The 25,240-nt window shown below is 73.5% G+C and carries 24 protein-coding genes; 8 read left to right on the top strand and 16 right to left on the bottom strand.

Annotation, left to right across the window (positions count from 1 at the left end):
* Window positions 1-92: 92 nt before the first annotated feature.
* The 4 genes from AQJ58_RS10155 (at window position 93) to AQJ58_RS10165 (ending at window position 2,910) form a co-directional block, all read left to right on the top strand.
* Window positions 93-1,694, top strand: coding sequence for an FAD-dependent monooxygenase (locus AQJ58_RS10155; protein ID WP_067247833.1), 1,602 nt, complete (start codon window positions 93-95; stop codon window positions 1,692-1,694).
* Window positions 1,695-1,799: 105 nt separating this feature from the next.
* Window positions 1,800-1,871, top strand: coding sequence for a putative leader peptide (locus tag AQJ58_RS45625; RefSeq protein ID WP_309544753.1), 72 nt, complete (start codon window positions 1,800-1,802; stop codon window positions 1,869-1,871).
* A gap of 95 nt (window positions 1,872-1,966) precedes the next feature.
* On the top strand, window positions 1,967-2,518 hold the full coding sequence (locus AQJ58_RS10160; protein WP_067247555.1) for a cupin domain-containing protein: 552 nt from the start codon (window positions 1,967-1,969) through the stop codon (window positions 2,516-2,518).
* Window positions 2,509-2,910 carry a rhodanese-like domain-containing protein gene (locus AQJ58_RS10165; protein WP_067247835.1) on the top strand — a complete coding sequence of 134 codons (402 nt, stop codon included), beginning with the start codon at window positions 2,509-2,511 and terminating at the stop codon, window positions 2,908-2,910. The genes AQJ58_RS10160 and AQJ58_RS10165 overlap by 10 nt, the downstream gene beginning before the upstream one ends.
* A gap of 354 nt (window positions 2,911-3,264) precedes the next feature.
* Here AQJ58_RS10165 and AQJ58_RS10170 read toward each other — a convergent pair whose 3' ends face one another.
* From AQJ58_RS10170 to AQJ58_RS10195, 6 genes are all read right to left on the bottom strand, one after another.
* Window positions 3,265-5,799 (bottom strand): ABC transporter permease, encoded by a 2,535-nt coding sequence (locus AQJ58_RS10170; protein ID WP_067247557.1) that lies wholly within the window; start codon window positions 5,797-5,799, stop codon window positions 3,265-3,267.
* The gene (locus AQJ58_RS10175) at window positions 5,796-6,449 is read right to left on the bottom strand and encodes a winged helix-turn-helix domain-containing protein (RefSeq protein ID WP_067247560.1); all 654 of its coding nucleotides are present in this window, start codon (window positions 6,447-6,449) and stop codon (window positions 5,796-5,798) included. Before AQJ58_RS10175 ends, AQJ58_RS10170 begins: the two co-directional genes overlap by 4 nt.
* A gap of 84 nt (window positions 6,450-6,533) precedes the next feature.
* Window positions 6,534-7,331: a recombination regulator RecX gene (gene recX / locus AQJ58_RS10180; protein WP_067247563.1), complete on the bottom strand. Its 798-nt coding sequence runs from the start codon at window positions 7,329-7,331 to the stop codon at window positions 6,534-6,536.
* A gap of 3 nt (window positions 7,332-7,334) precedes the next feature.
* Window positions 7,335-8,462 (bottom strand): recombinase RecA, encoded by a 1,128-nt coding sequence (recA, locus tag AQJ58_RS10185; RefSeq protein WP_067247564.1) that lies wholly within the window; start codon window positions 8,460-8,462, stop codon window positions 7,335-7,337.
* A gap of 252 nt (window positions 8,463-8,714) precedes the next feature.
* Window positions 8,715-9,968, bottom strand: a complete 1,254-nt coding sequence (locus AQJ58_RS10190; protein WP_079078819.1) for an AI-2E family transporter — start codon at window positions 9,966-9,968, stop codon at window positions 8,715-8,717.
* Between the two features lie 60 nt (window positions 9,969-10,028).
* A complete protein-coding gene (locus AQJ58_RS10195; protein ID WP_067247567.1) occupies window positions 10,029-10,223 on the bottom strand; it encodes a DUF3046 domain-containing protein in 195 nt (64 codons plus the stop codon).
* Between the two features lie 78 nt (window positions 10,224-10,301).
* Here AQJ58_RS10195 and AQJ58_RS10200 point away from each other — a divergent pair, with 78 nt between their 5' ends.
* Window positions 10,302-11,246 (top strand): hypothetical protein, encoded by a 945-nt coding sequence (locus AQJ58_RS10200; RefSeq protein ID WP_067247568.1) that lies wholly within the window; start codon window positions 10,302-10,304, stop codon window positions 11,244-11,246.
* 16 nt (window positions 11,247-11,262) lie between these two features.
* Here the strand turns inward: AQJ58_RS10200 and AQJ58_RS10205 are convergent, their stop codons facing one another.
* Genes AQJ58_RS10205 through AQJ58_RS10215 form a run of 3 tightly spaced genes read right to left on the bottom strand, consistent with a single transcriptional unit; the run spans window position 11,263 to window position 13,159 of the window.
* Entirely contained in the window at window positions 11,263-11,571 is a 309-nt protein-coding gene (locus tag AQJ58_RS10205; protein WP_067247571.1) for an AzlD domain-containing protein, read from the bottom strand.
* Window positions 11,571-12,296, bottom strand: a complete 726-nt coding sequence (locus tag AQJ58_RS10210; RefSeq protein ID WP_067247572.1) for an AzlC family ABC transporter permease — start codon at window positions 12,294-12,296, stop codon at window positions 11,571-11,573. Before AQJ58_RS10210 ends, AQJ58_RS10205 begins: the two co-directional genes overlap by 1 nt.
* Window positions 12,197-13,159, bottom strand: coding sequence for an AraC family transcriptional regulator (locus AQJ58_RS10215; protein WP_067247574.1), 963 nt, complete (start codon window positions 13,157-13,159; stop codon window positions 12,197-12,199). Before AQJ58_RS10215 ends, AQJ58_RS10210 begins: the two co-directional genes overlap by 100 nt.
* Before the next feature lie 92 nt (window positions 13,160-13,251).
* Between AQJ58_RS10215 and AQJ58_RS10220 the strand changes: the two genes are divergently transcribed.
* The 3 genes from AQJ58_RS10220 to AQJ58_RS10230 all read left to right on the top strand — a co-directional run bounded on the left by AQJ58_RS10220 (window position 13,252) and on the right by AQJ58_RS10230 (window position 19,968).
* Window positions 13,252-18,249, top strand: a complete 4,998-nt coding sequence (locus tag AQJ58_RS10220; protein ID WP_067247577.1) for an ATP-dependent helicase — start codon at window positions 13,252-13,254, stop codon at window positions 18,247-18,249.
* Window positions 18,250-18,288: 39 nt separating this feature from the next.
* A complete protein-coding gene (locus AQJ58_RS10225; protein ID WP_067247579.1) occupies window positions 18,289-19,134 on the top strand; it encodes a DNA-formamidopyrimidine glycosylase family protein in 846 nt (281 codons plus the stop codon).
* Between the two features lie 69 nt (window positions 19,135-19,203).
* On the top strand, window positions 19,204-19,968 hold the full coding sequence (locus tag AQJ58_RS10230; protein WP_067247582.1) for an SDR family NAD(P)-dependent oxidoreductase: 765 nt from the start codon (window positions 19,204-19,206) through the stop codon (window positions 19,966-19,968).
* 3 nt (window positions 19,969-19,971) lie between these two features.
* Here AQJ58_RS10230 and AQJ58_RS10235 read toward each other — a convergent pair whose 3' ends face one another.
* The 7 genes from AQJ58_RS10235 to AQJ58_RS10265 all read right to left on the bottom strand — a co-directional run bounded on the left by AQJ58_RS10235 (window position 19,972) and on the right by AQJ58_RS10265 (window position 25,222).
* On the bottom strand, window positions 19,972-20,253 hold the full coding sequence (locus AQJ58_RS10235) for a hypothetical protein (RefSeq protein WP_420712147.1): 282 nt from the start codon (window positions 20,251-20,253) through the stop codon (window positions 19,972-19,974).
* Between the two features lie 17 nt (window positions 20,254-20,270).
* On the bottom strand, window positions 20,271-20,741 hold the full coding sequence (locus AQJ58_RS10240; protein ID WP_067247589.1) for a Dps family protein: 471 nt from the start codon (window positions 20,739-20,741) through the stop codon (window positions 20,271-20,273).
* Window positions 20,742-20,921: 180 nt separating this feature from the next.
* On the bottom strand, window positions 20,922-21,302 hold the full coding sequence (locus AQJ58_RS10245) for a helix-turn-helix domain-containing protein (protein WP_015657463.1): 381 nt from the start codon (window positions 21,300-21,302) through the stop codon (window positions 20,922-20,924).
* A gap of 109 nt (window positions 21,303-21,411) precedes the next feature.
* Complete coding sequence (locus tag AQJ58_RS10250; protein WP_067247591.1) at window positions 21,412-21,957, bottom strand: CinA family protein; 546 nt, start codon at window positions 21,955-21,957, stop codon at window positions 21,412-21,414.
* Complete coding sequence (gene pgsA / locus AQJ58_RS10255; RefSeq protein WP_079078820.1) at window positions 21,954-22,799, bottom strand: CDP-diacylglycerol--glycerol-3-phosphate 3-phosphatidyltransferase; 846 nt, start codon at window positions 22,797-22,799, stop codon at window positions 21,954-21,956. Before pgsA ends, AQJ58_RS10250 begins: the two co-directional genes overlap by 4 nt.
* Entirely contained in the window at window positions 22,796-24,292 is a 1,497-nt protein-coding gene (gene rimO / locus AQJ58_RS10260; RefSeq protein ID WP_079078821.1) for a 30S ribosomal protein S12 methylthiotransferase RimO, read from the bottom strand. Before rimO ends, pgsA begins: the two co-directional genes overlap by 4 nt.
* A 90-nt stretch (window positions 24,293-24,382) precedes the next feature.
* Window positions 24,383-25,222: a helix-turn-helix domain-containing protein gene (locus AQJ58_RS10265; RefSeq protein WP_067247597.1), complete on the bottom strand. Its 840-nt coding sequence runs from the start codon at window positions 25,220-25,222 to the stop codon at window positions 24,383-24,385.
* Window positions 25,223-25,240: the final 18 nt, after the last annotated feature.

The raw sequence follows: 25,240 nt of genomic DNA on the forward strand, positions 1-25,240 counted from the left end.
GGTTGCATACGTTCTGTGATCGTGCACCCTGCTCCAACCTGTTGTTCACTCTCGTCCCCGAGGACACCGTCGAAGGCAGGGAGCGCCACGCCGTGGACCCGGTGATCATCGTCGGAGCGGGGCCGGTCGGCCTCGCGCTCGCGCTGGCCCTGGCACGCCAGGAGGTGCCCTCGGTCGTGCTCGACGAGGGCCCCGGCAAGGACGAACCGCGGCTCGCGCGCACCGTCGTACTGCGCGAGGACACCGCCGCCCTCATGGAGCGGCTCACCGGGACGCCCCTGGACAAGGCGGGAACGCGCTGGTCCGGATGGCGGTCGATGCGGCGCCGGCAGGTGACGCAGGAGGTCGTGTTCGGCGAGGGCGAGCCGGCCCCGCTGCACATCGCCCAGCATGTGCTGACCGGCGCCCTGCGTACCGCTCTCGCGCGCGAGCCACTGGCCAAGGTCGTCGTGGACAGCCGGCTGGACTCCGTGGAGCAGGAGTCCTCCGGTGTCACCGCCCACACCCGCGGCGCCCGGGGCACCTGGTGGCGCGGCAGCTATCTGATCGGCTGCGACGGCCCCCGCTCCACGGTCCGCAAGCTCCTCGACATCCGCTTCCCCGGCCGGACGGCGGTGGAGCGGCACGCCGTTGCCGCGCTGCGGGTGGACCTGCCGTGGGACGGCGAGGCGTTGCTCCACCGGACACCGCCGTGGCGCTCGTCCGGCCCCTTTGCCGGGGAGGTCACCGGGCGCCCGCTGCCCGACGGCGTCTGGCGCCTGGACTGGCTGCTCCCGCCCGGCAACGACCTGGTCACCCCCGAGCTGCTGGTGGCGCGCGTCCGCGAGACCCTGGCGGGCTGGAGCGAGGGCCCGACACCGGAGTACGAGCTGCTCGACACCGGTGTGCACACCGTGCACCACCGGCTCGCCCGCCGCTGGCGCGTGGGCCGGATCCTGCTCGCCGGGGACGCCGCGCACCTGCTCGGCGCCCTCGGCACCCAGGGGCTCGACGAGGGACTGCGCGACGCCGACAACCTCGCCTGGAAGCTGGGCCTGGCCTGGCACCACGGCCCGCACGAGGCGCTGCTCGACAGCTACCAGAGCGAGCGCCGCGCCGTGGTCGCCGCCCGGCTGCGCGCCGCCGACCAGGTCCTGCCGCTGCTGCGCGGAACCGGCGGCATAAGGGCGTACGTCCCCGGCGCGGCCCGTGGCCACGACGTCCTGCTCTCCGACGGCCACCTGGGACGCGGCCAGCTCGGCGCGCCGGGCACGTACGCCGGCTCACCGCTCGCTCCGCAGCACCTGGAGGCGGAGGTGCCGGTGGACACGCCCCTCGGCTCGGCGGTCGAGGACGTACGGGTGACCGCCGAGGACGGCTCCTTCGTCCAGCTGCGGGACCGGCTCGGCCGGGGTCGGCTGCTCGTCCTGCTGATCGCGCCCGGTACGGGTGTGTGGGAGCGCCGCCACTGGGTGAGCGCCGGGCTGATGCCCCGGCTGGCCGCCGCCGTGACGGCCCTGCCGACGCCGGCCGAGCTGCTCGTGGCGGAGAGCTACCCGGGTGCCGCCGCCCACACCGTGCTGCTGGTACGGCCCGACGGCCACCTGGTCACCGCGCTGAACGGGGTACGCCCGGCCGACCTGTACGCGGCGGCCGAGGCGGCGGTGGGCGGAAAGGCGACGGAAGAGGCGACGGCGGGGTCGGCGGCGCAGTAGCCGGACGGATGACCGTACGCGCTGTCACTGTGCTGTCCGCATGGTGACAGTGAGTTGACCGGCCTCGACCGGCATGGTCTACTCCGGATCGTGACCGACACCGATGTGCGCCTGTGGCGGAGGGTCCATATGGACCTCGTCCGCTATGCGGGCTGCGTGTGTCGCCCCTCCTGCTGAACTCGCCCTCCCCTCTCCCCCGGCGTGCTCCGCCACGGCGCCTGTGCGCCCGCGCGCCGTCGCACGCTCCAGCGAACGTTCCCAGGACGGTGTCCGTGTCTGTCTCCCCCGTCGTGTCCCCCGCTGCGGCCCCCGCTGCGGCCCCCGCGCAGGCCGCGCCCACCCAGGCCGAACTCCTCGACTTCGCCCGGCGCACGGCCGCCGACGCCGAGCTGGTCGCCTCCCTCCCCCTCGACCCCGAGGGCCGCACCTGGGTGCGCCTGGAGGGGCCCGGCGGCAGCGAGGCGTGGCTGATCGGCTGGCCGCCCGGTACCGGCACCGGCTGGCACGACCACGCCGACTCGGTGGGCGCCTTCGTGACCGCCCGGGGAGAGCTCAAGGAGTACTCGCTCGCCGTGCGGCTGCCCACCGACGGCTGGAAGACCCTGGAGCTGACCGAGGACGTGGACCGGGAACGCACCCTGCCCGCCGGCCGGGGCCGCTCCTTCGGCCGCCACCACGTCCACGAGGTGCTCAACGAGTCGGGCGAGGAGCACGCCGTCTCGGTCCACGCCTACTACCCGCCGCTGCCGCGCATCCGCCGTTTCAGCCGCACGGGGCAGATCCTCCGCCTGGAGCAGGTCGAGCGCCCGGAGGACTGGCAGTGAGCGACGACAGCCCGCTCGGCATAGACGAGTTGCTCGACCGGGTGCGGGCGGGGTACGCGCGCGTGGAGGCCCGGGAGGCGTACGAGGCCGCCCGCGCGGGTGAGGCGCTGCTCGTCGACATCCGGTACGCGGCCCTGCGCGAGCGGGACGGTCTGATCCCCGGGGCCGTGGTCGTCGAGCGCAATGAACTGGAGTGGCGGCTCGACCCCCAGGGCAGCCACCGCCTCCCCGAGGCCACGGACCACGCACTCCGTGTCGTCGTGATCTGCAACGAGGGGTACGCGTCGAGCCTGGCGGCCGCCTCCCTGCACCAGCTCGGCCTGCACCGGGCGACCGACCTGATCGGCGGCTTCCAGGCATGGAGGGCGGCGGGACTGCCGGTGACGCCGTAGCCCGGCAGGCGGGCGGGCGGGCGCGGGCGGGACTGCCGGCGAGGCTGTGGCCGGGGGCGCGGCTGGACTGCCGGTGACGCTGTGGCCGGGCGCGGCAGGACTGCGCCGGTCACGCCGCAACCCGAGGACGCGGCAGGACTGCCGGGAGGGCCATACCCCCGTAGCCCCGGCGCACCGGTCGGTCTGGGTCCACCGCTCGCTGTCCACCGATCCCTGTCAGCGGCCCCCTGTCCGGGCCCCCTCTCCGGGCCCCTGCCCGCAGATCCCCAGCCGCGCTCCCCCGAGGCCCGCTTTCCCGAGCACCGATCCCGCACCGCCGACCCCGACCACCGCTCCTCCTTTTGCTTCCCGGCCTCACTCCTTGGCCGTGGCCGCCGTCACCGCGCGGACCCGCAGGGCCACCCGGCCGGGCAGGGCGGTGGCGACGAGGGCGAGCAGGCCGGCCGTGGCGACCACGACCGCGTACCCGAGCGGGGCGACCGCCGGTGCCGCGCGACCGGTCATCCCGAGGCTGAACGCGGTGAGGACCGCCAGAGCGATGGCGCTGCCCAGGGTCGTGGCCAGCAGGAGTACCGACAGGGCCTCGGTGCGCAGCATGCGCAGCACCTGACGGCGGGTCGCCCCCGCGAGGCGCAGCAGCGCGAACTCCCGGACCCGTTCGGAGACCGACATCGCGAGCGTGTTGACCACGGCGATCGCCGTGAAGGCGAGGACGAGCCCCATCGCGAGCAGGTTGACCTCCGTGTTCGCCTGCCGGCGCTCGGCCTGGAGCGAGTCGGCGACGGCCGGGGACATCACCGTGAGTCCTGGGAACGCACGGAGGGTAGTCGAGAGTTGTGTCTGTGTGCGGTCCGTGCTGACGAGCAGGGAGGAGGAGAGCGGGTTGTCGACGTGGCGGGCGAGGAGGTCGTGCGCGAGGGTGAGGTCTCCGTAGCCGAGGCCCCTGGTGTAGACGGCGGCGACGGTGAGGGTGGCGGGCGTACCGTCGCCGAGCGTGAGTCCCAGGGGGCTCCCGGGCGTCAGGTGGAGCTGGTCCGCGGCCAGTTCGCTGACGGCGACGGTGTGCTCGGTGAGCCCGGAGAGGGAGCCGGCGATGACGTCGGGGTCCCAGGTGCGGGTGAGTCCGGCCGGGGTGACGCCCTGTGCCGCGTACTTGTCGAGGCCGACCCTGACGGTGGTGCGGACGACCTCGGTGACGGCGTCGTGTCCCGTGCGGAGCTGCCGCGCCGCCTCGGCCGGGACGCCGGGTCCCCTGGAGGCGACGACCCAGTCGGCGCGCACACCCGCACGGGCCTGGGCGCGGGCCGCGTCGCCGAGGGTGGGCTGGACGAACAGCACGGTGCAGGTCATGCCGATGAGCAGGGTGAGGGGGGTGACGACGGAGGCCATCCGGGCGGCGTTGCCACGGAGGTTGGCGGTGGCGAGCCTGCCGCCGTGGCCGGTCAGCCGCAGTGGGCCGGACAGGAGCAGCGCGGCCGCTCTGACCAGGAGCGGTCCGAGCAGGGCGACGGAGGTGGACAGGACGACGACGGCGAGGAAGGTGACGGGTGTCGAGGCGGGTTCGGTCCGCAGGGCGCTGAGCACGGCGACGAGCACGGCGCCGCCGGCGAGCAGCAGCAGACCGGCGAGGAGCCTGCCCCAGGCGGGTCGGGTGCGCTCGGTCCGGGCCTCGGCGAGCGCCTCGGCCGGGCGGATCCGGGCCACCCGGCGGGAGGCGATACGGGCGGCGGCCCAGGCCCCGAACAGGGTCGCGGCGACGGCGGCCAGCGGCGGGAGGACGCCGACGCTGTGCTGGAGCGTCGCGGGCACGGCGCCCAGGGCGACGAACCTGTCGAACAGCCGGCCGCCCAGCAGCAGGCCGAGGCCTGCTCCGACCGTACCGGCGGCCGCTCCGACGATCAGGGCCTCGCGGCCGAGAAGCCTGCGGATCTGCCCGGACGTGGCGGCGACGGCCCGCAGCAGGGCGAGTTCCCTGTGGCGCTGCTGGACGGAGAGGGCGAAGGTCCCGACGACCACGAGGACCGCCACCAGCAGGGAGGTGCCCCCCATCGCACCGCCCATGCTGACCAGCCTGGTGCGGGCCGCGGCGGCGTCCAGGAACTCGACCGGGCCGCGGGCGTCACCGGTGCTGATCCGCGCTCCGGTGCCGCGCGCCGCCGTGGCCACGGCCTGCCGCAGCCGCTCCGGGTCGGTGCCGGTCTTCGGCAGCACGCCGAACGCGGTGACCTGGCCGGGGTGCGCGGCGAGGCGCCGGGCCTCCTCGCCGGAGAAGAAGAGAGAGGTCTGGTGGCGTACGGCCGTGGCGGGGGCCGCGATCCCGGAGACGCGGTAGGTGCGCGGGGCCTGTGTCGACTGGACGGTGAGGGGGTCGCCGGGTGCGAGGTGGGCACGCCGGGCGAGGTCGCGGTCGACGACGACGTCGGTCGGTCGCGTGGGGGCGGCGCCGGTGGTGAGCCGGTACGGCGTCAGCGCGGCGGAGTCCCAGGCGTGCCCGTAACCGGGCCTGGCCGCGTCGCGGGTGCCCGCAGGAGTGAGGGGCTCGGCCAGGAAGGTGAGTTCGGGGACCACGCGAGCGGCACCGGGCAGGGCGGCCATGGTCTTCCCGAGGCCGGCGGGGAGCCAGGCGCGCTCGGCGACGGGTTTGGCCTTGTGTTTGACCTTGGTCTTGCCGTGCTTGCGGCTGACGGTGGTCCGGTGGACGTTCTGGTCGGCGGAGACCACGATCGGCGCGGCCGCGTAGCGCTCGGTGCGGACGGTGCCGCGCAGTCCTGTCTCCAGCAGGGTGCCGCACGCGGTGATCAGGGCGGCCGCGCACATGAGGGCGAGGAAGGCGCCGAGGAAGCCCGCCGTGCGAGCGCGGACGGTTTTGAGGGCGTAGCGCAGCATCATGACGGACCGGTCTCTCTTCTGTTGTGTGCCCGGTTGACGGGTGACTGGTCGTGGTGGGCGGGGGTGGGGTGGGCGAACAGGCGGGTGAGGACGGTCCGTGCGCCGGGCGGGGTCTCGGCCTCGGGGCGCTGGTAGCGGTTGAGGAGGGCGAGGTACTCCTCGAAGAACTCCCGGAGTTCGGGCAGCGTGAGCCGGATCGTGCCGCGCGAGTAGGGGAAGGCGTCTCCCCAGGGGTCGGCGTCGGCCGCGTCCCGCTGGAGCCGCTCGAAGAGGTCGAGGTCGGCGGCGTAGGCATGGTGGTTCAGCTCGTCCATGACCTGCCGCATCTCGGGGCTCTGGTGACTGCGCGGCGGGAAGCGGCGATCGCCGGGCACCGCACGCCACCAGCGCTCACGGTGCCCGGACGGTGCCGCGCCTCGCGCGTCGGGCGGCTTCCCGTCGGTCTCTTCGACGAAGCCGTACCTGGCCAGTTCGCGCAGGTGGTAGCTGGTGGATCCGGTGTTCAGTCCGAGGGCCCGGGCGAGGGTCGCCGAGGTGGCGGGGCCGTGGAGCGTCAGCTGCTCGAGCATGCGCTGCCGGCGCGGCTGGGCGAGTGCCTTGAGCGCGGCGAGATCACCGATCTCGACGGGCGCGGGGGTGGCTGGGGGCATGCGTACACAGTGGTCTGTGCACACCTGCCTGTGCAGTGAGGTGGCCCGGTGTCCTCGGCGGGGGGTTGTCCCCACCCCACCGGATCAGTCCCCGTCCTCCATGAGGAAGTCCGTGTCCTCCCCCTCCTCCGCCAGCGCCTGCCGGACCACCCGCAGGGCCATGCCCTCGGAGTAGCCCTTGCGGGCGAGCATGCCCGCGAGGCGGCGGATCCGTCGGTCGCGGTCGAGGCCGCGGGTGGAGCGGAGCTTGCGGGCGACGAGGTCGCGCGCGGTCTCCTCCTCCTGCTCGGAGTCGAGCTGGGCGACGGCCTCGTCGATCAGCGTCGGGTCGACACCCTTGGTGCGCAGCTCCCGCGCGAGCGCGCGCCGGGCCAGTCCACGGCCGTGGTGGCGCGACTCCACCCAGGCGTCCGCGAAGGCACTGTCGTTGATCAGCCCGACCTCCTCGAACCGCGAGAGCACCTCCTCGGCGACGTCGTCCGGGATCTCCCGCTTGCGCAGCGCGTCGGCAAGTTGGCTGCGGGTGCGCGGGGTCCCGGTGAGCAGGCGCAGACAGATCGCCCGCGCCCGCTCAGCCGGGTCCGCGGAATTCTCTTCCCGCTCGGCCCTCGACGAGGGAGAAGAGTTCTCGTCCTCGGCGGAAGATGCGCCGAAGCCGCGGCGACGACGTCCGCGCGCGCCGCGCGGGCCGCCCTCGCCACCGCGCCCGGCCGTGCGGCCGCCCCGGCGCGGGCCGTCACCCTGTGCGCCGTCGTCGCCGTACGGCAGGTCACCCGGCCGGTCCTGGCCGCCCCGGGCGGGACCGCCGTGGTCCCGGCCCCCCGGCTCCCAGGGGGTGCCGGGGTGGGCGTCGTACTCGGCCCAGTCCGTTCGTCGTGTCACGGATCAGCTCTTGGCGGTCGCGGCCTTGGTCTTGGCGGTCTTGGCGGCGGCTGCCGGTCCCGCCTTGGCGTCGTCCGCGGGTACGCCCGGGGTGGCCGCGGCGTCCGTGCCCGCCTCGGCGGCGGGCTCCTCCGGGCGCACGCCGACGCCCAGCTTCTCCTTGATCTTCTTCTCGATTTCGTTGGCGAGATCGGGGTTGTCCTTCAGGAAGTTGCGGGCGTTCTCCTTGCCCTGGCCGAGCTGGTCGCCCTCGTACGTGTACCAGGCGCCTGCCTTGCGGACGAAGCCGTGCTCCACGCCCATGTCGATCAGACCGCCTTCGCGGCTGATGCCCTGGCCGTAGAGGATGTCGAACTCGGCCTGCTTGAACGGCGGCGCGACCTTGTTCTTGACGACCTTGACGCGGGTGCGGTTGCCGACCGCCTCGGTGCCGTCCTTCAGGGTCTCGATACGCCGGATGTCGATCCGCACCGAGGCGTAGAACTTCAGCGCGCGGCCACCGGTCGTGGTCTCCGGGGAGCCGAACATCACGCCGATCTTCTCGCGGAGCTGGTTGATGAAGATCGCGGTGGTCTTGGACTGGTTGAGCGCGCTGGTGATCTTCCGGAGCGCCTGGCTCATCAGACGGGCCTGGAGACCGACGTGGCTGTCACCCATCTCGCCCTCGATCTCCGCGCGCGGGACGAGCGCGGCGACGGAGTCGATGACGATGAGGTCGAGGGCGCCGGAGCGGACCAGCATGTCCACGATCTCCAGGGCCTGCTCGCCGTTGTCGGGCTGGGAGAGGATGAGGTTGTCGATGTCGACGCCGAGCTTGCGCGCGTACTCGGGGTCGAGGGCGTGCTCCGCGTCCACGAAGGCGACCTGGCCGCCGGCCTTCTGGGCGTTGGCCACGGCGTGCAGGGTCAGCGTGGTCTTACCGGAGGATTCCGGTCCGTAGATCTCCACGACACGGCCGCGCGGCAGACCACCGACGCCGAGCGCCACGTCGAGCGCGGTCGACCCGGTCGGGATGACCTCGATGGGCTCCCTCGACCGCTCGCCCATGCGCATGACCGCGCCCTTGCCGAATTGCCGTTCAATCTGTGCGAGTGCGGCATCCAGGGCCTTCTCGCGGTCGGTTCCTGCCATGGGTTCCACCCGGTTTGCTTGAGTCGATCGCTTCACGTCAAAGACGCTAACGCCTGCCACTGACAATGCGCCCCGACGCCGGTCCAGCCTGTGGATAACTCAGGGACTTACCCGCCCAAATCAGGACGTAACCCCCGTCGCGAGCTTCGCCGGAGCCCCCATAAGAATGTATGTTCGATTTTCGTGTCAAGCGCGCCACGCGGCGGCAGCGCGTGCCGTTCGCGGCTCGTGCCGTCGGGTCGGGCGGGAGGGTCAGTCTCCGGTCGAGCGGTCGGCGCGCCGCTCCCGTGCCCGTGCCCACAGGCTCCGGGCGCGGTCGAGCAGGCGGATGCCGTCGCCGTCGCCCCGGTGGCCGTGGACGCGCGGGTCGTCGGTGACGTCGTAGCGCTTCACATACGCCCCCAGGAACGCCTGGAGCGTGGCAACGGCCGGGATGGCTATCAGGGCGCCTATGGCACCCAGGAGCGCGGTGCCGGCGATGACCGAGCCGAAGGCGACCGCGGGATGGATGTCGACGGTCTTGGAGGTCAGCTTCGGCTGGAGCATGTAGTTCTCGAACTGCTGGTAGACCACGACGAAGACCAGCACCCACAGCGCGTACAACGGCGAGACCGTGAAGGCGATCAGCATGGGCAGGGCGCCCGCGAGATAGGTGCCGATGGTCGGGATGAACTGCGAGACCACGCCCACCCACACGGCGAGCACCGGCGCGTACGGGATGCCGAGCGCCTCCAGTAGTACGTAGTGCGCGACCCCCGAGATCAGCGCCATCAGTCCGCGGGAGTACAGGTACCCGCCGGTCTTGGCGACGGCGATCTCCCACGCGCGCAGCACCTCGGCCTGCTTGGCGGGCGGCAGGACGGAGCACAGCGCGCGGCGCAGACGCGGTCCGTCGGCGGCGAAGTAGAACGAGAACAGGGCGATCGTCAGCAGCCGGAAGAGGCCGCCCAGGACCTGGGTGGAGACGTCCAGGACGCCGGCGGCGCTGTTCTGGGCGTACTTCCGCAGCCAGTCCGAGTGGAGGAGCCCCTCCTGGATGTCCACGCGGCGAAGATCGGTGTGGAACGTGGTGTTGACCCAGTTGATGACCGAGTCGAGGTAGTCCGGAAAGCCCTCGATCATCTTGATGATCTGCCCCGCGAGCATCGAGCCGAGCAGGGTGAAGAACCCGGCGACCATGATCAGCAGGCCGAAGAAGACCAGGAAGGTGGCAAACCCCCTGCGCATGCCCCGGGCGGCCATCCGGCTCACGGCCGGTTCCACCGCGAGCGCCAGGAAGAACGCGATGAGGATGTTGAGCAGCAGGCCGATGACCTGGTGGAAGGCCCAGGTGCCCAACTGGAACGCACCGACGAGCGCGAGCGCGAGGACCATCGCGCGCGGGAGCCAGCGCGGCACGCGCTCCCCCGCCGCGACGGCGCCGTCGGCCGGGGGCCGGTTCGGCGGCGTCGTGCCGGCCGGGGAGGGGTGCCGGGCCGTCTGCCCGGTCTCGTCAGTGGATGCCACGGCACAAGTCTCGCCTACGGCACCGACACTCCGGCACCCCCGGGTGATCTTCCCCGTGGATCAGCGCAGCTCCGCCGGAACGTTCATCACCGCGCACACCACGCGCCACACGTCCTTGGCCTCCCAGCCGTCCGCCAGCGCCTCGTGCACGGTGCGCCCGCCGAGTTCCGTCATCACGTGATCACGCGCGAACGTCTCGGCGTAGCCCGCGCCGAAATGCTCGTCCATCCGCTGCCAGAAGACCGTCAACCGCATGCCCCCAGTATCCCGCCCCCGGGGGTGGCCCCCGCCGGGACCGCCTGCGGAGACCGCTTTCCGCCCTACGGTCTGCCCATGGCCGAAACCGGATCATCCCCACTCACCCCGACGCCCCCGGCGCGTTCCCCGCTCTTCCGCGCCGAGCCGTTCGTCTGGCTCACCGCGCGCGTGCTGGAACAGCGCCTCTTCGCGTACGAGTTCCTGCACGGCGGCGCCGAGCCCGTCGAGGCGGCACTGGACGCCTACCGCAACGAGGACGGCGGTTACGGCCACGCGCTCGAACCCGATCTGCGGGGCCCGGTGAGCCAGCCCCTGCACACCGTGCACGCGCTGCGGGTCCTGGACCGCGTCGGCCTGCTCGGCGGGAGGCGCGTCGAGCGGGTGTGCCGCTACCTCACCTCCGTCTCCACCGCCGACGGCGCCCTGCCCGCGATCGACCCCGGCCAGCGCGGCTATCCCACCGCCCCCTTCGTCCCGATCGTGGACGACCCGCCCAGCGACCTGCTGGCCACGGGCCCGGTGGTGGGCCTGCTGCACCGCAACGACGTGTGGCACGCCTGGCTGTTCCGGGCCACGGACTTCTGCTGGCAGGCCGTGGACTCCCTGGAGCGGTCCCACCCGTACGAGATCGAGGCCGCCGTCGCCTTCCTGGACTCCGCCCCCGACCGCCGTCGCGCGGAGGCGGCCGCCGACCGCCTGGGCCGCCTGGTGCGCGACCAGCGCCTGGCGGCACTGGACCCCGACCACCTGGAGGCGTTCCCGGTGGCCCCCGGGTACGCCCCCGGCGAGCACCACTTCCCGCACGACTTCGCGCGCACGCCCCGCTCCCTCGCGCGCGCGTGGTTCACGGACGACGAGATGGCCCGCTCCCTGGACCACCTCGCGAGCGAGCAGCAGGAGGACGGCGGCTGGCCGGTCCGCTGGCGCCACTGGGCGCCCGCCCCGGCCCTGGAGGCCCGCTCCATGGTGACGATCGAGGCCCTGCGCACCCTGCGGGCGCACGGCCGCCCGATCGGCTGACCCCCCGGGCCCGGCGTCATCCGCCCAGGGCCCGCACCCCGGCCGTCACCGCCACGGCCGCCGCGACGACCACCAGGAAGGGCGCCCGCAGCACCAAGGCCACGGCGGCCGCCGCAAGCCCGGCGGCCCGGGCGTCGAGCACGAGCGCGTGCCCGTCGGCGAAGGTCTGCTGGGCCGTGAGGGCGGCCAGCAGAGCCACCGGCAGCAGGGCGGCGAGCCGCCGTACGGCAGGCCGTTCCAAGGCCCCGTCGGGCACGAGCAGCCCGGCGAGCTTGACGGCGTAGCACCCCGCGGCCGTGGCGACGATCGCGATCCAGACACCCATCACGCATCCTCCTCGTCACGTGGCCGCCCCTTCAGGTACAGCACGGCGGGCGCGGCGAGCGCGGCCACCAGCACCGGCACCCCGGCCGGCACGACCGGCAGCAGCCCGAGCCCCAGCACGACGGCGAGCCCGGCCACGAGCCGCTCGGTGCCGGTCCGCAGCATCGGCGCGAGCAACGCCAGGAAGACCGCGGGCCCGGCCGCGTCGAGCCCCCACGCGTCCGTGTCCCCGATCGCCTCGGCCCCCAGGGCACCCAGCAGGGTCGTGAGGTTCCACAGCACGTACAGGCTCACCCCGGTGACGGTGAAGCCGATCCGGGCCGCGCGCCGCCCGGGCTGCGCCAGCGACACGGCCGTCGTCTCGTCGATCACCCACTGGGCGGCCAGCGGACGCACCGCGCGCGGGAGGGCGAGTACCTGCGAGAGCCGCAGACCGTAGAACGCGTTGCGCACCCCCAGGAAGAACGCGCCCGCGGCCGCGGTGAGCGGGTTGCCGCCCGCCGCCAGCGCGCCGACGAGCGCGAACTGGGACGCACCGGTGAACACCAGCAGGCTCAGCGCACAGCTCTGCCACACGGTGAGCCCGCTGCCGGCCGAGGTCACGCCGAAGGCGAACCCGGACAGGCCTACGGCGACGCCGACGCCCAGTGCGTCCCGGACGACGGCGGAGTCCGGTCTCCCGGCTCGGCCGGCGCGTATGTCTGAGGAAGCGGTCCGTTCTGCCACGTGTCCGACGGTAGGAGAAGCCGCCCCGGCAGGTCTTGTACGTTCTTGCGCTCGCGCTGGTACGCGCCGGGGGGCACGCCCACGATCCGGGCGAAGTGCCGGTTGAGGTGCGGCTGATCGGTGAACCCCACGGTCACCGCGGCCTCCGCGGGAGAGGTGCCGCCGTCCAGGAGCCGACGGGCCCGCCGCACCCGGGCATCGGTGAGCCAGGCGTGCGGCGGCATCCCGAACGCGTCCCGGAAGGCGCGCAGCAGCGCGAAGGAACTGGTCCCGAGCTCCCGCGCCAGCCGCTCCAGCGTCGGCGGATCGGCCATCCTCTCCTCCAGCACCCCACGCGCGCGTGCCGCGATCCGTGCCCCGGCCGTCCGCACCTCCCGCTGCGGCAGCGCCCCGCCGTTGAGCCGCAGCAGCCGCGTCACGGCGACCCGCAGCAGCGTGTCGGCGGCGAGCGCGTTGCCCTCGTCGGCGGCCCGGAGCACCTGGTGCACCAGCGCGGCGGCGTGCGCGTCCTCCAGGACCGGACTCACGAACCCGGGCGTGCCCCGCAGGCTCGTCGTCTCGGCCGCGATCTCGGCCACCAGCTCGGGCAGCGGGTAGACGGCGCCGTACCGCCAGCCCTCCGGAACCCCGGCCCGGCCGGTGTGCGGGGTGTCCGGGTTGACCAGGGCCAGCGCACCGGCCCCCACGTACACGTCGGACCCGCGATGCCGGAAGACCTCCGCTCCTTCGGCCACGGCGGCGATCACGAAGTGCTCATGGGTGTGCCGCAGGAACGTCTTGCGGACGTACGAGGCGCGCAGCAGATCGACACCGGGCAGTTCCGCGTACCGCCAGTGCCGAGCCGACTCACGAGCATGCGCCATGCCCCCATTCTCCGCCGCGGCCCCCGCCGGTGTCGCCGTCGCCATAGCCGCAGGTCGGAGCGATTGTCAGTGCCCGGGTGCAGGATGGATCCATGGTCAGCTCCGCACACCGAGCCCTCGACGGCTTCTCCCCCGCGACCCGCGGCTGGTTCACGGGGGCGTTCTCCGCGCCCACCGCGGCCCAGGCGGGCGCGTGGCAGGCCATCGCCGCGGGCTCGGACGTCCTGGTGGTGGCCCCGACCGGCTCCGGCAAGACCCTCGCGGCCTTCCTCGCGGCGCTGGACCAGCTCACCTCGACGCCCCCGCCGGCCGACCCGAAGAAGCGCTGCCGCGTCCTCTACGTCTCCCCCCTCAAGGCCCTCGCGGTGGACGTCGAGCGCAACCTCCGCAGCCCCCTGACCGGCATCCGCCAGGAGTCCGTCCGCCTGGGCCTGCCCGAACCCGAGGTCACGGTGGGCATCCGCTCCGGCGACACCCCGCCCGCCGAGCGCCGCGCCCTCACCACCCGCCCGCCGGACATCCTGATCACCACCCCCGAGTCCCTGTTCCTGATGCTCACCTCCGCCACGCGCGAAGCGCTGACGGGCATCGACACCGTGATCCTCGACGAGGTCCACGCGGTCGCCGGCACCAAGCGCGGCGCCCACCTCGCCCTGTCCCTGGAGCGCCTGGACGAGCTCCTGCCCCGGCCGGCCCGCCGTATCGGCCTCTCCGCCACCGTCCGCCCGGTGGACGAGGTCGCCCGCTACCTCTCTCCGCAGCGCAAGGTGGAGATCGTCCAGCCGGCGTCGGGCAAGGAGTTCGACCTCTCGGTCGTGGTCCCGGTGGAGGACCTGGGCGAACTGGGCGGCTCACCCGTCGCCGACGGTTCGGAGGGGGCCGAGCGCCCCTCGATCTGGCCGCATGTGGAGGAGCGGATCACCGATCTGATCCAGGCCCACCACTCCACGATCGTCTTCGCGAACTCCCGTCGCCTGGCCGAGCGCCTGTGCAACCGGCTGAACGAGATCGCGTACGAGCGTGCCACGGGCCGGCCGCTGGACGAGGACCACGCCCCCGCGGAACTGATGGGCGGCTCTGGAGCGGCCCAGGGCGCCGCGCCGGTCATCGCGCGCGCCCACCACGGCTCGGTGTCCAAGGAACAGCGCGCCCTGGTCGAGGAGGACCTCAAGGCGGGCCGGCTCCCCGCGGTGGTCGCCACCTCCAGCCTGGAACTGGGCATCGACATGGGTGCGGTGGACCTGGTGGTCCAGGTCGAGTCACCGCCATCGGTGGCCTCCGGTCTCCAGCGCGTGGGCCGCGCGGGGCACCAGGTCGGCGCGGTCTCCACCGGCGTGGTGTTCCCCAAGTACCGCGGCGATCTGGTCCAGGCGGCCGTGGTCACCGAACGCATGCGCACCGGCTCGATCGAGTCCCTGAAGGTCCCCGCGAACCCCCTGGACGTCCTGGCCCAGCAGCTCGTGGCCATGACCGCGCTGGACACCTGGCAGGTGGACGACCTGCTCGCGACGGTCCGCCGGGCCGCCCCGTTCGCCTCCCTGCCGGAGTCCGCCTTCACGGCCACCCTGGACATGCTCGCGGGCCGCTACCCCTCCGACGCGTTCGCCGAGCTGCGCCCGCGCGTGGTGTGGGACCGCGTCGCCGGCACGGTCACCGGCCGCCCGGGCGCCCAGCGCCTCGCCGTCACCTCCGGCGGCACGATCCCCGACCGCGGCCTGTTCGGGGTCTTCCTCGCGGGCGCCGATCCGAAGAAGGGCGGCGGCCGGGTCGGCGAACTCGACGAGGAGATGGTCTACGAATCCCGCTTGGGCGATGTCTTCACCCTCGGCACGAGCTCCTGGCGCATCGAGGACATCACCCGTGACCGGGTCCTGGTCTCCCCGGCCCCCGGTGTCCCGGGGCGGCTCCCGTTCTGGAAGGGCGACCAGCTCGGCCGCCCCCTGGAGCTGGGCCGCGCGGTGGGCGCGTTCCTGCGCGAGGTCGGCTCCCTGCCCAAGGACGACGCCCGGCTGCGGCTGCTCACCGCGGGCCTGGACGCCTGGGCCGCCGACAACGTCCTCTCCTACCTGGACGAACAGCGCGAGGCCTGCGGCCATGTCCCCGACGACCGCACCATCGTCGTGGAGCGCTTCCGCGACGAGCTCGGCGACTGGCGGGTCGTCGTCCACTCCCCGTTCGGCGCGCAGGTCCACGCCCCGTGGGCCCTGGCGCTCGGCGCGAAGGTCTCCGAGCGCTACGGCATGGACGCCCAGGTCATGCACGCCGACGACGGCATCGTGCTGCGCCTGCCCGACGCCGACCTCATGGGCCTGGACCTGCTCGACCAGGAACCGAGGAAGGCCGGGACGGAGTACGACGCGGAGCAGGCCCCGGTCGGCGCGGCGGACGTCGTCTTCGACAAGGGCGAGGTCGACCGGATCGTCACCGACCAGGTCGGCGGCTCCGCCCTGTTCGCCTCCCGGTTCCGCGAGTGCGCCGCCCGCGCGCTGCTGCTGCCCCGCCGCAACCCCGGCAAGCGCACCCCGCTGTGGCAGCAGCGCCAGCGCGCCGCGCAACTGCTCCAGGTGGCCAGTGAGTTCGGCTCGTTCCCGATCGTCCTGGAGGCCGTCCGCGAGTGCCTCCAGGACGTCTTCGACGTCCCCGGACTGACCGAGCTGATGGGCGATCTGGAGTCCCGCAAGGTCCGCCTGGTCGAGGTCACCACCCCCGAACCGTCGCCGTTCGCCCGCTCGCTGCTGTTCGGGTACGTGGCGCAGTTCCTGTACGAGGGGGACTCGCCGCTCGCCGAGCGCCGCGCCGCCGCCCTCTCCCTGGACTCACGGCTGCTGGCCGAGCTGCTTGGCCAGGCGGAGCTGCGCGAGCTGCTCGACGCCGAGGTCCTCGCCGAGCTCGAACAGGAACTGCAGTGGCTCACCGAGGACCGGCGCGCCAAGGACCCGGAAGGCGTCGCCGACCTACTCCGGCTCCTCGGTCCGCTCACCGACGCCGAGCTGGCCCTGCGCGGCGCCGAGCCCCAGTGGGCGCAGGAGCTGGCCGCGGCGCGCCGCGCCATCCGCGTCCGGATCGCGGGCACCGATCACTGGGCGGCCGTCGAGGACGCGGGCCGGCTGCGCGACGCGCTCGGCACCGCGCTCCCGGTCGGCGTCCCGGAAGCCTTCACCGAACCGGTGAAGGACCCGCTCGGCGACCTCCTCGCCCGCCACGCCCGCACCCACGGCCCGTTCACCTCGGCCGCCGCCGCCTCCCGTTTCGGCCTGGGGGTCGCGGTCACCGAGGGTGCCCTGCAACGGCTCGCGGCGAGCGGACGCGTCGTCCAGGGCGAGTTCCATCCGGCGGGCATCGGCCAGGAGTGGTGCGACGCGACCGTCCTGCGCAGACTGCGCCGCCGCTCGCTGGCCGCCCTGCGGCAGGAACTGGAACCGGTCGCTCCACCGGCGCTGGCCCAGTTCCTGCCCCAGTGGCAGCACATCGGCAAGGGCCACTCCCTGCGCGGCGTCGACGGCCTGCTGCGCGCGGTGGAGCAGCTCCAGGGCGCCTCGGTGCCCGCCTCCGCCCTGGAGAAGCTCGTCCTGCCCTCCCGGGTGCGGGACTACACCCCCGCCCTGCTCGACGAGCTCACCGCCGCCGGGGAGGTCGTCTGGGCGGGAGCGGGCGCGCTCCCCGGCAAGGACGGCTGGATCTCCCTGTACCTGGCGGACGCCGCCCCGCTGCTGCTGCCCCCACCCCACCCGCTGGAGCCGACCGCCCTGCACCAGTCCGTCCTCGACGCGCTGTCCGGGGGCTACGGGCTGTTCTTCCGCCAGATCGCCGACCAGGTGCGCGCCACCACCCATCCCGACGCCACGGACCCCCAACTCGCCGACGCCGTCTGGGACCTGGCCTGGTCGGGCCGGCTCACCAACGACACGCTGGCGCCGATGCGCTCCCTGCTGGGCTCGGGCCGCACGGCGGGCTCCACCGCCCACCGTGCCAAGCGCGCGGTCCCCCGGGGCCGCTACGGCTCCCTGACGGCCGCCGCCCGGCCCGCCTCCCGCGGCGGCCCGCCGACCGTCGCCGGCCGCTGGTCCCTCGTCCCGGCCCGGGAACCCGACCCCACCGTCCGGGCCCACGCCCTCGCCCGTGCGCTCCTCGACCGGCACGGCGTGGTGACCCGGGGAGCCGTCGCCGCGGAGGGCGTCGAGGGCGGCTTCTCGGCGACGTACCGCATCCTGTCCGCCTTCGAGGAGAGCGGCCAGGCCCGGCGCGGTTACGTCGTGGAGGGGCTCGGCGCGGCCCAGTTCGCCATGGACGGCGCCGTGGACCGGCTGCGCGCGGTGTCCAACGCCCGCGACCGGGGCGAGGCGGTGCAGGCCCCCGCCGACACCCGGCCGGGTCCTGCCCCGGGTGGCTTTCCCGGGCCGTTCACCGACCCCTTCCCGGACTCCTTCCCCGGAACGCCGTGGGACGACCCGCCGACCGGCCGTGCCACCGACCCGCTGACCGGCCCGTCCAGCAGCACGCCCACCGACGCACTTGCCGACGGCTCCCCCGAGGTCTTCCCGTCCCGTGCCGAGGACGCCCCCTGGGCCCCGTGGGACCCCGCGGAACCCTCGCACCCCGGCGGGCACGCCTCCGCACCGGCCTTCGACTCCCGGGGCCCGGGCGGCCCCGCCCGGCAGTACCGCCGTACGGCATCCCGCGCCGACGACCCCGCCTCCCGCGCGGTCGTGCTCGCCGCCGCCGACCCGGCGAACGCGTACGGTGCCGCCCTGCCCTGGCCGGAGCCACCGACGGGTGCGGGACACAAGCCGGGCCGCAAGGCGGGCTCCCTGGTGGTGCTCGTCGAGGGTGAGCTCACGCTCTACATGGAGCGCGGCGGCAAGACCGTGCTGGCCTGGCCCTCCCTGCCGGACGCCGAGGGCGGTCCCACCGACGACCCCCGCCTGCGGGCCGCGGCGGAGTCCCTCGCCCAGGCCGCCCGCGCAGGCTCCCTCGGCACGGTCACGGTGGAGCGGATCAACGGCGTCTCGGCCCTGACGTCCCCCGTGGGCGCCCTGCTGGAAGGAGCGGGCTTCGTGGCGACCCCCCGCGGGCTGCGGCTGCGCGCATGACCTCACCGCCGCAGGGCCCCGCCGTGCCACCCTTGACCCATGCCCGAAGGTGACACGGTCTGGCAGACGGCGAAGCGGCTGCACGACGCTCTCGCGGGCAAGGTGCTGACCGCGAGCGACTTCCGGGTGCCGAAGTACGCCACGCTCGACCTGAGCGGCCGGCAGGTGCTGGGCACCGTTCCGCGCGGCAAGCACCTGCTCACCCGCGTCGAGGGCGGACTGACCCTGCACACGCATCTGCGCATGGAGGGCGCCTGGCGGGTCTACGGCGACGGCGAGCGCTGGAAGGGCGGTCCGGCCCACCAGATCCGGGTGGTCCTCGGCGCCGACGACCGCACGGCGGTCGGCTACCGGCTCCAGGTCATGGAGTTGCTGCGCACCACCGAGGAGGACCGCGTGGTCGGCCACCTCGGCCCCGACCTCCTCGGCCCCGACTGGAACCCCGGCCTCGCGCTCACGAACCTCCGCGCCGACCCCGAGCGTCCCCTGGGCGAGGCGCTCCTCGACCAGCGCAATCTCGCCGGCATCGGCAACGTCTACAAGAGCGAGCTCTGTTTCCTGCTCGGCGTCACCCCCTGGCTACCCGTCGGCGCGCTCCCCGCGGACCGGGCCGCGCATCTGCCGGATCTCGCCCGGCGGCTGCTGGAGGCGAACCGCGACCGGGTGGTCCGCCGGACGACCGGCCTGCCCCACCAGGACCTCTTCGTCTACGGGCGGGCGCCCCGCCCCTGCCTGCGCTGCGGCACCTCGATCCGGGTCGCCGACCAGGGCGACGGGTCCCAGGAGCGGCCCACCTACTGGTGCCCGACCTGCCAGCGGGGTCCGGCACCGGCACCTGGCTCCCCGCAGCGCTGGCGGGAGCGCTATCGCCGTACGCCCGGCTGACCGCCGTACGCGCACGGAACCTTGCCCAGCCAATTGACGCCCCGTCAGAAACACTCGTACCGTCCCCTCATGGGCGTGAAGGCGTACGACCTCACCGGACGCACCGCGTTCGTCACGGGCGCCGCGAGCGGGATCGGCCGGGCCTGTGCCGTGCTGCTCGCCGAGGCCGGGGCTCTCGTGCACGGCGCGGACCTCGACGCGCAGGGCCTGCACGAGACGGCGACGCTGATCAAGGACCGGGGCGGCACCGCCCGTACGCACCGACTGGACGTCACCGACCACGCCCAGGTCCGCCGGGCCGTGGAGTCCTGCGAGCGGCTGGACGTGATGGCCGCGGTCGCCGGGATCATGCACAGCAGCCCCGTCCTGGAGACCCGCGACGAGGACCTCGACCGGGTGCTGGACGTCAACTTCAAGGGCGTGCTGTACGCCTGCCAGGAGGCCGCCCGGCTGATGCTCGCCCAGGGCGGAGGCGGCAGCATCGTCACCATGGCCTCCGGTGCCGTGGACACCGGAGGGCCGGGACTGCTCTGCTACGGCGCCGCCAAGGCAGCCGTGGTCCAGCTGACGAAGACCCTGGCGACCGAGGTCGGCCGGCACGGCATCCGTGTCAACGCGGTGGCCCCCGGATGGATCCGCACGCCCATGACCGATCGCCACGACCCCGGCGCACAGGCGCGCACCGAGGCGCTCATGGCCCGTATGTCACCTCTGGGACGCGTCGGCGCGCCGGAGGACATCGCCCATGCGGTCCTCCATCTGGCCTCGGACGCGTCCGGCTTCACCACGGGCCAGATCCTCCGCCCGAACGGCGGCGTGGCCATGCCCTGGTAGTCCTCAGCCGGGTTCGTCGGCGGACCCGGCGCCCGGCGCCTCTGCCTGGGGGGCGGTCGGCCCGGGCCCGCGCCAGGCGGCCCGCCACCGCCCCGCCGCGACCGCTCCCGCGGCCCGGCCCTTGGCCACGCAGTGCACCGGCAGCAGGCTCAGCCCCCAACCGCCGGCCGCGACCGTCCCCTCCAGCGCACCGGCGCCCGGTGCCACGGCGAGCCTGACCACGGCCCACCACCACAGGGCACCGAGCCCGAGCATCACCCCCCGGCGCACTATGCGGTCCGCCACGGCCCTCCCGCCCGGGATCAGACGTTCTCCGCCTGGAACATCCAGTGGTGCTTTTCGAGATCCGCCGTGATGCCGATGAAGATGTCCTGGCTGACGGGGTCCGGGCGCTCGGTGGCCGCGACGCGCTCCCGCATCCGGGTGATGGCCGCGCCCAGCGCGGACACCAGCGCGCCCACCGCGTCGGCGTCCTTGATCCAGCCCTCCGGCAGCGAGCCGAGTCCGCTGCCACCCGCGACCGTCGCCGCCCGGCCGTCCGGCGAGACGCCGAGCGCGGACGCCCGCTCCGCCACGGTGTCGGAGTGGGCCCGGGCGACGGCCACGACCTCGTCGAGCTGGAGGTGGATGGACCGGAACCTGGACCCGACGACGTTCCAGTGGACCTGCTTGGCGAGCAGCGACAGATCGATCAGGTCGACGAGTGCGCCCTGGAGCGCCTCGCCGACGGTCTTCAGGTCGGCGTCGGACAGGGGGCTCTTCACGACGTACATCCCTACCTCCGGTGTGTGGCGGCCGTCGTGCCTCTTCACCATGACCGCAGTACCCCGGATGGGCAAACCGACGCGGAGAACGCGGAAGGCCCCGCCCGCGCTCCTCCGGACCTGCCCGGAGAAGCCCCGGCCGGGACCTCACACCCGCACGTCGGCGCTCGCACGCCCACGCGGATGAACCTATGCGGCGACCACGTCCACCGCCTCGGCGGGTGCCTTGATGGTCACCCGCTCCGGTGGCACACCGGTCACCGACACGGAACCCAGCATCGGACGGACCGACGTGGGCACAGGCTCGCTGGGGGTGGCCGCAGCAGACTGGGCCAGCTCGGCGAGGGCGAGCTCGTCGCTCACTTCCCGCATGAGCTCGGACATCCGTACGTCCAACGCGTCGCAGATGGCGGAGAGCAGCTCGGAGGAAGCCTCCTTCTGCCCCCGCTCCACCTCGGAGAGATAGCCGAGTGAGACTCGGGCGGACGAGGAGACTTCGCGCAGAGTACGGCCCTGGCGCTGGCGCTGCCGACGCAGCACGTCACCCAGCAGGCGACGGAGCAGAATCATCGGTGGCTCCCTCCTCGGACCGCGTAGCCGCATCCTTCACGCCCCACCGTACCGCCTTGCGCTGCGGCCGTGCGGGGAGCGATGTCGTGTTCACTCAGGGCTGCAAACATCAAAACCCCCCGTTCTGTTCCGTATCCTGTGCCCGCTCATTCCCGGTGAGTTCGCCCGCAAGTTCTGTCAGAAGCAGTACGAGCACGCTCCGTACACTCTCTCTACGAATTTCCTCGCGGTCGCCGTTCAACCGCAGGGCCTCCACTTTTCCGCCAGAGGCGGAACCGGCTCCCGGCCGCCGTGGGCCGTCGACGGCCACGAAGACCGTCCCGACGGGTCGGCCGTCCTGCGGTTCGGGGCCGGCGACCCCGGTGGTCGCGATGCCCCAGTCGGCGCCCAGCGCTTTGCGCACGCCGGCGGCCATCTGGGCCGCGACCTGCGGATCCACCGCTCCGTTGGCGGCCAGCAGGTCGCCGTCCACGCCGAGCAGATCCCGCTTCAGTTCGGTCGCGTAGGCCGTGACCGAGCCGCGGAAGACCTTGGACGCCCCGGGCACGGAGGTGATCTCCGCCGCGACCAGGCCACCGGTCAGCGACTCGGCGACAGCGAGCGTCCCGCCCTTCACCGTGAGTAGTCGCACCAGATCGGTGGCCGTGGGATTCACGCTTCCGTCTCCTCCGAGGCCGCCCGGCGCGCGGCGATTCCCTGGCGGCGCAGCACAATGGCCTGTCTTACGTAGTCGAGGCCGGTGACCACGGTCAGGACGACCGCCGCGGCCATCACCCACCACCGCAGAGTGGCCAGCCACCCCGTCAGCGCCAGGACGTACATACCGACGGCCACGCCTTGGGTGAGCGTCTTGAGCTTGCCGCCGCGGCTCGCCGGGATCACTCCGTAGCGGATGACGAGGAAACGCAGGAGCGTGATCCCGAGTTCCCGGCCGAGGATCACGATCGTGACCCACCACGGCAGGTCGCCGAGCCCGGAGAGACAGATCAACGCCGCCCCCATGATCGCCTTGTCGGCGATGGGGTCGGCGATCTTCCCGAAGTCGGTGACGAGGTTGTAGGTGCGCGCCAGGTGTCCGTCGAACAGGTCGGTGATCATGGCGATGGCGAAGGCGGCCCAGGCGAGCGAGCGCCACGCCGGGTCGTAGCCGCCGTCGGCCAGCATCAGCGCGACGAAGCCGGGCACCAGGATCAGCCGGAGCATCGTCAGCAGATTGGCGATGTTCCACACGCTCGCCTGGTTGACCGCGGCGGCGGCCAGCTTGCCGCCGCGCGGCGCCCTGCCGTCGGCGGAGGCGTCCGGTCCGGCATCGGGCCCGGCGGCTTCGCCCGCGGCGGTTCCGGGCCCCGCGGCAGCGGTCGGTTCGACGGCGTCGGGCGCCTCGACGGCGGACACGTCCGCCGCGGTGGCCCCCTTCGCCGGTTGGGCCAGGTTCGCCGGATTCGCCTGCTTCGCCGGCGAGGAGCCGCCCGCGGCCGATGCCGGGACACCCGTCATCTGCCCGCCTCCTCACTACACCCGAAAGAGCCCTGCAGGGGTTCGGCCACGAGATCGACGCCCTCGGTGCCGATCACCTTCGCCTCGACCATACGGCCGACGGCCAGACCTTCGCCCGACGTGAGCAGCACCTGTCCGTCGGTCTCCGGCGCCTGGTGCGCCCCCCGGCCGTGCACGCCGTCCTCGTCCAGGGACTCCACGAGCACGTGGACGGTCTCGCCGACGCGCTCCTCGGCCCGCTGCGAGACGAGTTCCTCGGCGAGGCGGGAGACATGGGCGAGCCGCTCGGCGACGACGTCCTCGTCGAGCTTGTCGTCGTACGTCGCGGCCTCGGTGCCCTCCTCGTCGGAATACCCGAAGACACCGATGGCATCCAGCCGGGCGCCGTTCAGGAACCGCTCCAGCTCGGCCAGGTCGGCCTCGGACTCGCCGGGGAAGCCGACGATGAAGTTGGAGCGCACGCCCGCCTGGGGCGCCTTGCCGCGGATGGTGTCGAGCAGTTCCAGGAACCGGTCGGTGTCGCCGAAGCGGCGCATCGCGCGCAGCACCCCGGGTGCGGAGTGCTGGAAGGACAGGTCGAAGTAGGGCGCGATCTTGGGCGTGGAGGTCAGCACGTCGATGAGACCGGGCCGCATCTCGGCGGGCTGGAGGTAGCTGACCCGCACCCGCTCCAGGCCGTCGATCTCCGCGAGCTCGGGCAGCAGCGACTCCAGCAGCCGGATGTCGCCGAGGTCCTTGCCGTAGGAGGTGTTGTTCTCGGAGACCAGCATGATCTCCTTGACGCCCTGCTCGGCCAGCCACCGTGATTCGTTCAGCACGTCGCTCGGCCGGCGCGAGATGAAGGAGCCCCGGAAGGAGGGGATGGCGCAGAAGGTGCAGCGCCGGTCGCAGCCGGAGGCGAGCTTCACCGAGGCGACGGGGGCGCCGTCGAGGCGGCGGCGCAGGGGCGCACGCGGGCCGGACTGGGGCGCGACGCCCTCCGGAAGGTCCACCGGGGCGCCCTGTCCGGGCAGCTCCGCCGGGGCCGCGTGCCCGGGCAGCGCCACATCGGTCGCCGACTGCCGCTCGGCCGGGCTGATCGGCAGCAGCTTGCGCCGGTCGCGCGGGGTGTGGGAGGCGTGGATGCCGCCGTTCAGGATGGTCTGGAGGCGGTCGGAGATGTCCGCGTAGTCGTCGAAGCCGAGCACGCCGTCGGCTTCCGGGAGGGCCTCGGCGAGTTCCTTGCCGTACCGCTCGGCCATGCAGCCGACCGCCACGACGGCCTGGGTTCTGCCGTGGCCCTTGAGGTCGTTGGCCTCGAGGAGGGCGTCGACGGAGTCCTTCTTGGCGGCCTCGACGAAGCCACAGGTGTTGACGACGGCGACGTCCGCGTCCTCGGCGTCCTCGACGAGCTGCCAGCCGTCCGCCTCCAAACGGCCTGCGAGCTCCTCCGAGTCCACCTCGTTACGGGCGCAGCCAAGGGTGACGAGTGCGACGGTACGGCGTTCAGGCATGGGCTCAAGACTACTTTGTCCCACCGACAGCGAACGTCGACGGGGTTGGCGATCTTGGCCGACCCCGTCGACGCACGGATCTCGGGTGCCTCACCCGGCCTGCGGGTCGCCCTTGGTGTAGGTCAGGCGCTCCACGGCACCGGGCTGGAACTTGTCGTCGATCTTCTTGCCGTTGACGAACAGATCGATCGCCCCGGCGTCGCCGAGGACGAGGTTGATCTTCTCGCTGTCCTGGAAGGTCTTGGAGTCGCCCTGCTTGAGGAATCCGTCGAACAGCAGCCGGCCGTTGTGGTCCTTGACGGAGATCCAGCTGCGGCCGTCGGTGGCGCTGACCTGGACGGTCACCTTGTCCTGGGGAGCCGCGGCGATGGCGCTGTCGGAGGGCTCGGGCTTCTCGTCGACGGTTTTCTCGGTCTTCGGGGTGGGCGAGGCGGTGACGCCGGCCGTGGGCGTGCTGCCCTCGGCGGCGGTGCTGCCGGAGCCGCCCTGGTCGCCGCCCTTGAAGGCGGTGAAGCCGACGAAGCCGACCACGGCGACGATCGCGGCGACCATGGCCGCCGTCCAGTTCGGCCCGCGGCGCTCGGGGCGGATGCGTTCCGCCTCGAACAGCGGGGCGGCCGGGGTCGGCGCGGGACGGCCGCCGTGGGCCGCGTCGTACCGTTCGATCAGCGGGGCGGGGTCGAGCCGGACGGCGCGGGCCAGCGTACGGATGTGCCCGCGCGCGTAGACGTCACCGCCGCAGGGGGCGAAGTCGTCCGACTCGATGGCGTGGATGATGGCGATCCGGACTCGGGTGGCGGTACTGACGTCGTCCACCGTCAGCCGGGCGCTGATCCGCGCCTGGCGCAGGGCACGACCGATGGAGAAGGGGGCTTCCTCGGACGGGTCTTCGAACGGACGCTCGTCTTCTGGGGAGTTGCCGATGGACACGGGGGCGCCTTTCGAGCG

The sequence above is a fragment of the Streptomyces sp. DSM 15324 genome, from assembly GCF_001514285.1.
Taxonomy (GTDB): Bacteria; Actinomycetota; Actinomycetes; order Streptomycetales; family Streptomycetaceae; genus Streptomyces.

What these genes read in the sequence shown, in the direction of transcription:
- AQJ58_RS10170 (WP_067247557.1), bottom strand. Translation starts at nt 5,799, where the DNA reads ATGATGCTGCGCTACGCCCTCAAAACCGTCCGCGCTCGCACGGCGGGC.
- AQJ58_RS10175 (WP_067247560.1), bottom strand. Translation starts at nt 6,449, where the DNA reads ATGCCCCCAGCCACCCCCGCGCCCGTCGAGATCGGTGATCTCGCCGCG.
- recA (WP_067247564.1), bottom strand. Translation starts at nt 8,462, where the DNA reads ATGGCAGGAACCGACCGCGAGAAGGCCCTGGATGCCGCACTCGCACAG.
- AQJ58_RS10195 (WP_067247567.1), bottom strand. Translation starts at nt 10,223, where the DNA reads ATGCGGTTGACGGTCTTCTGGCAGCGGATGGACGAGCATTTCGGCGCG.
- AQJ58_RS10200 (WP_067247568.1), top strand. Translation starts at nt 10,302, where the DNA reads ATGGCCGAAACCGGATCATCCCCACTCACCCCGACGCCCCCGGCGCGT.
- AQJ58_RS10205 (WP_067247571.1), bottom strand. Translation starts at nt 11,571, where the DNA reads ATGGGTGTCTGGATCGCGATCGTCGCCACGGCCGCGGGGTGCTACGCC.
- AQJ58_RS10215 (WP_067247574.1), bottom strand. Translation starts at nt 13,159, where the DNA reads ATGGCGCATGCTCGTGAGTCGGCTCGGCACTGGCGGTACGCGGAACTG.
- AQJ58_RS10220 (WP_067247577.1), top strand. Translation starts at nt 13,252, where the DNA reads ATGGTCAGCTCCGCACACCGAGCCCTCGACGGCTTCTCCCCCGCGACC.
- AQJ58_RS10225 (WP_067247579.1), top strand. Translation starts at nt 18,289, where the DNA reads ATGCCCGAAGGTGACACGGTCTGGCAGACGGCGAAGCGGCTGCACGAC.
- AQJ58_RS10230 (WP_067247582.1), top strand. Translation starts at nt 19,204, where the DNA reads ATGGGCGTGAAGGCGTACGACCTCACCGGACGCACCGCGTTCGTCACG.
- AQJ58_RS10240 (WP_067247589.1), bottom strand. Translation starts at nt 20,741, where the DNA reads ATGTACGTCGTGAAGAGCCCCCTGTCCGACGCCGACCTGAAGACCGTC.
- AQJ58_RS10245 (WP_015657463.1), bottom strand. Translation starts at nt 21,302, where the DNA reads ATGATTCTGCTCCGTCGCCTGCTGGGTGACGTGCTGCGTCGGCAGCGC.
- pgsA (WP_079078820.1), bottom strand. Translation starts at nt 22,799, where the DNA reads ATGACGGGTGTCCCGGCATCGGCCGCGGGCGGCTCCTCGCCGGCGAAG.
- rimO (WP_079078821.1), bottom strand. Translation starts at nt 24,292, where the DNA reads ATGCCTGAACGCCGTACCGTCGCACTCGTCACCCTTGGCTGCGCCCGT.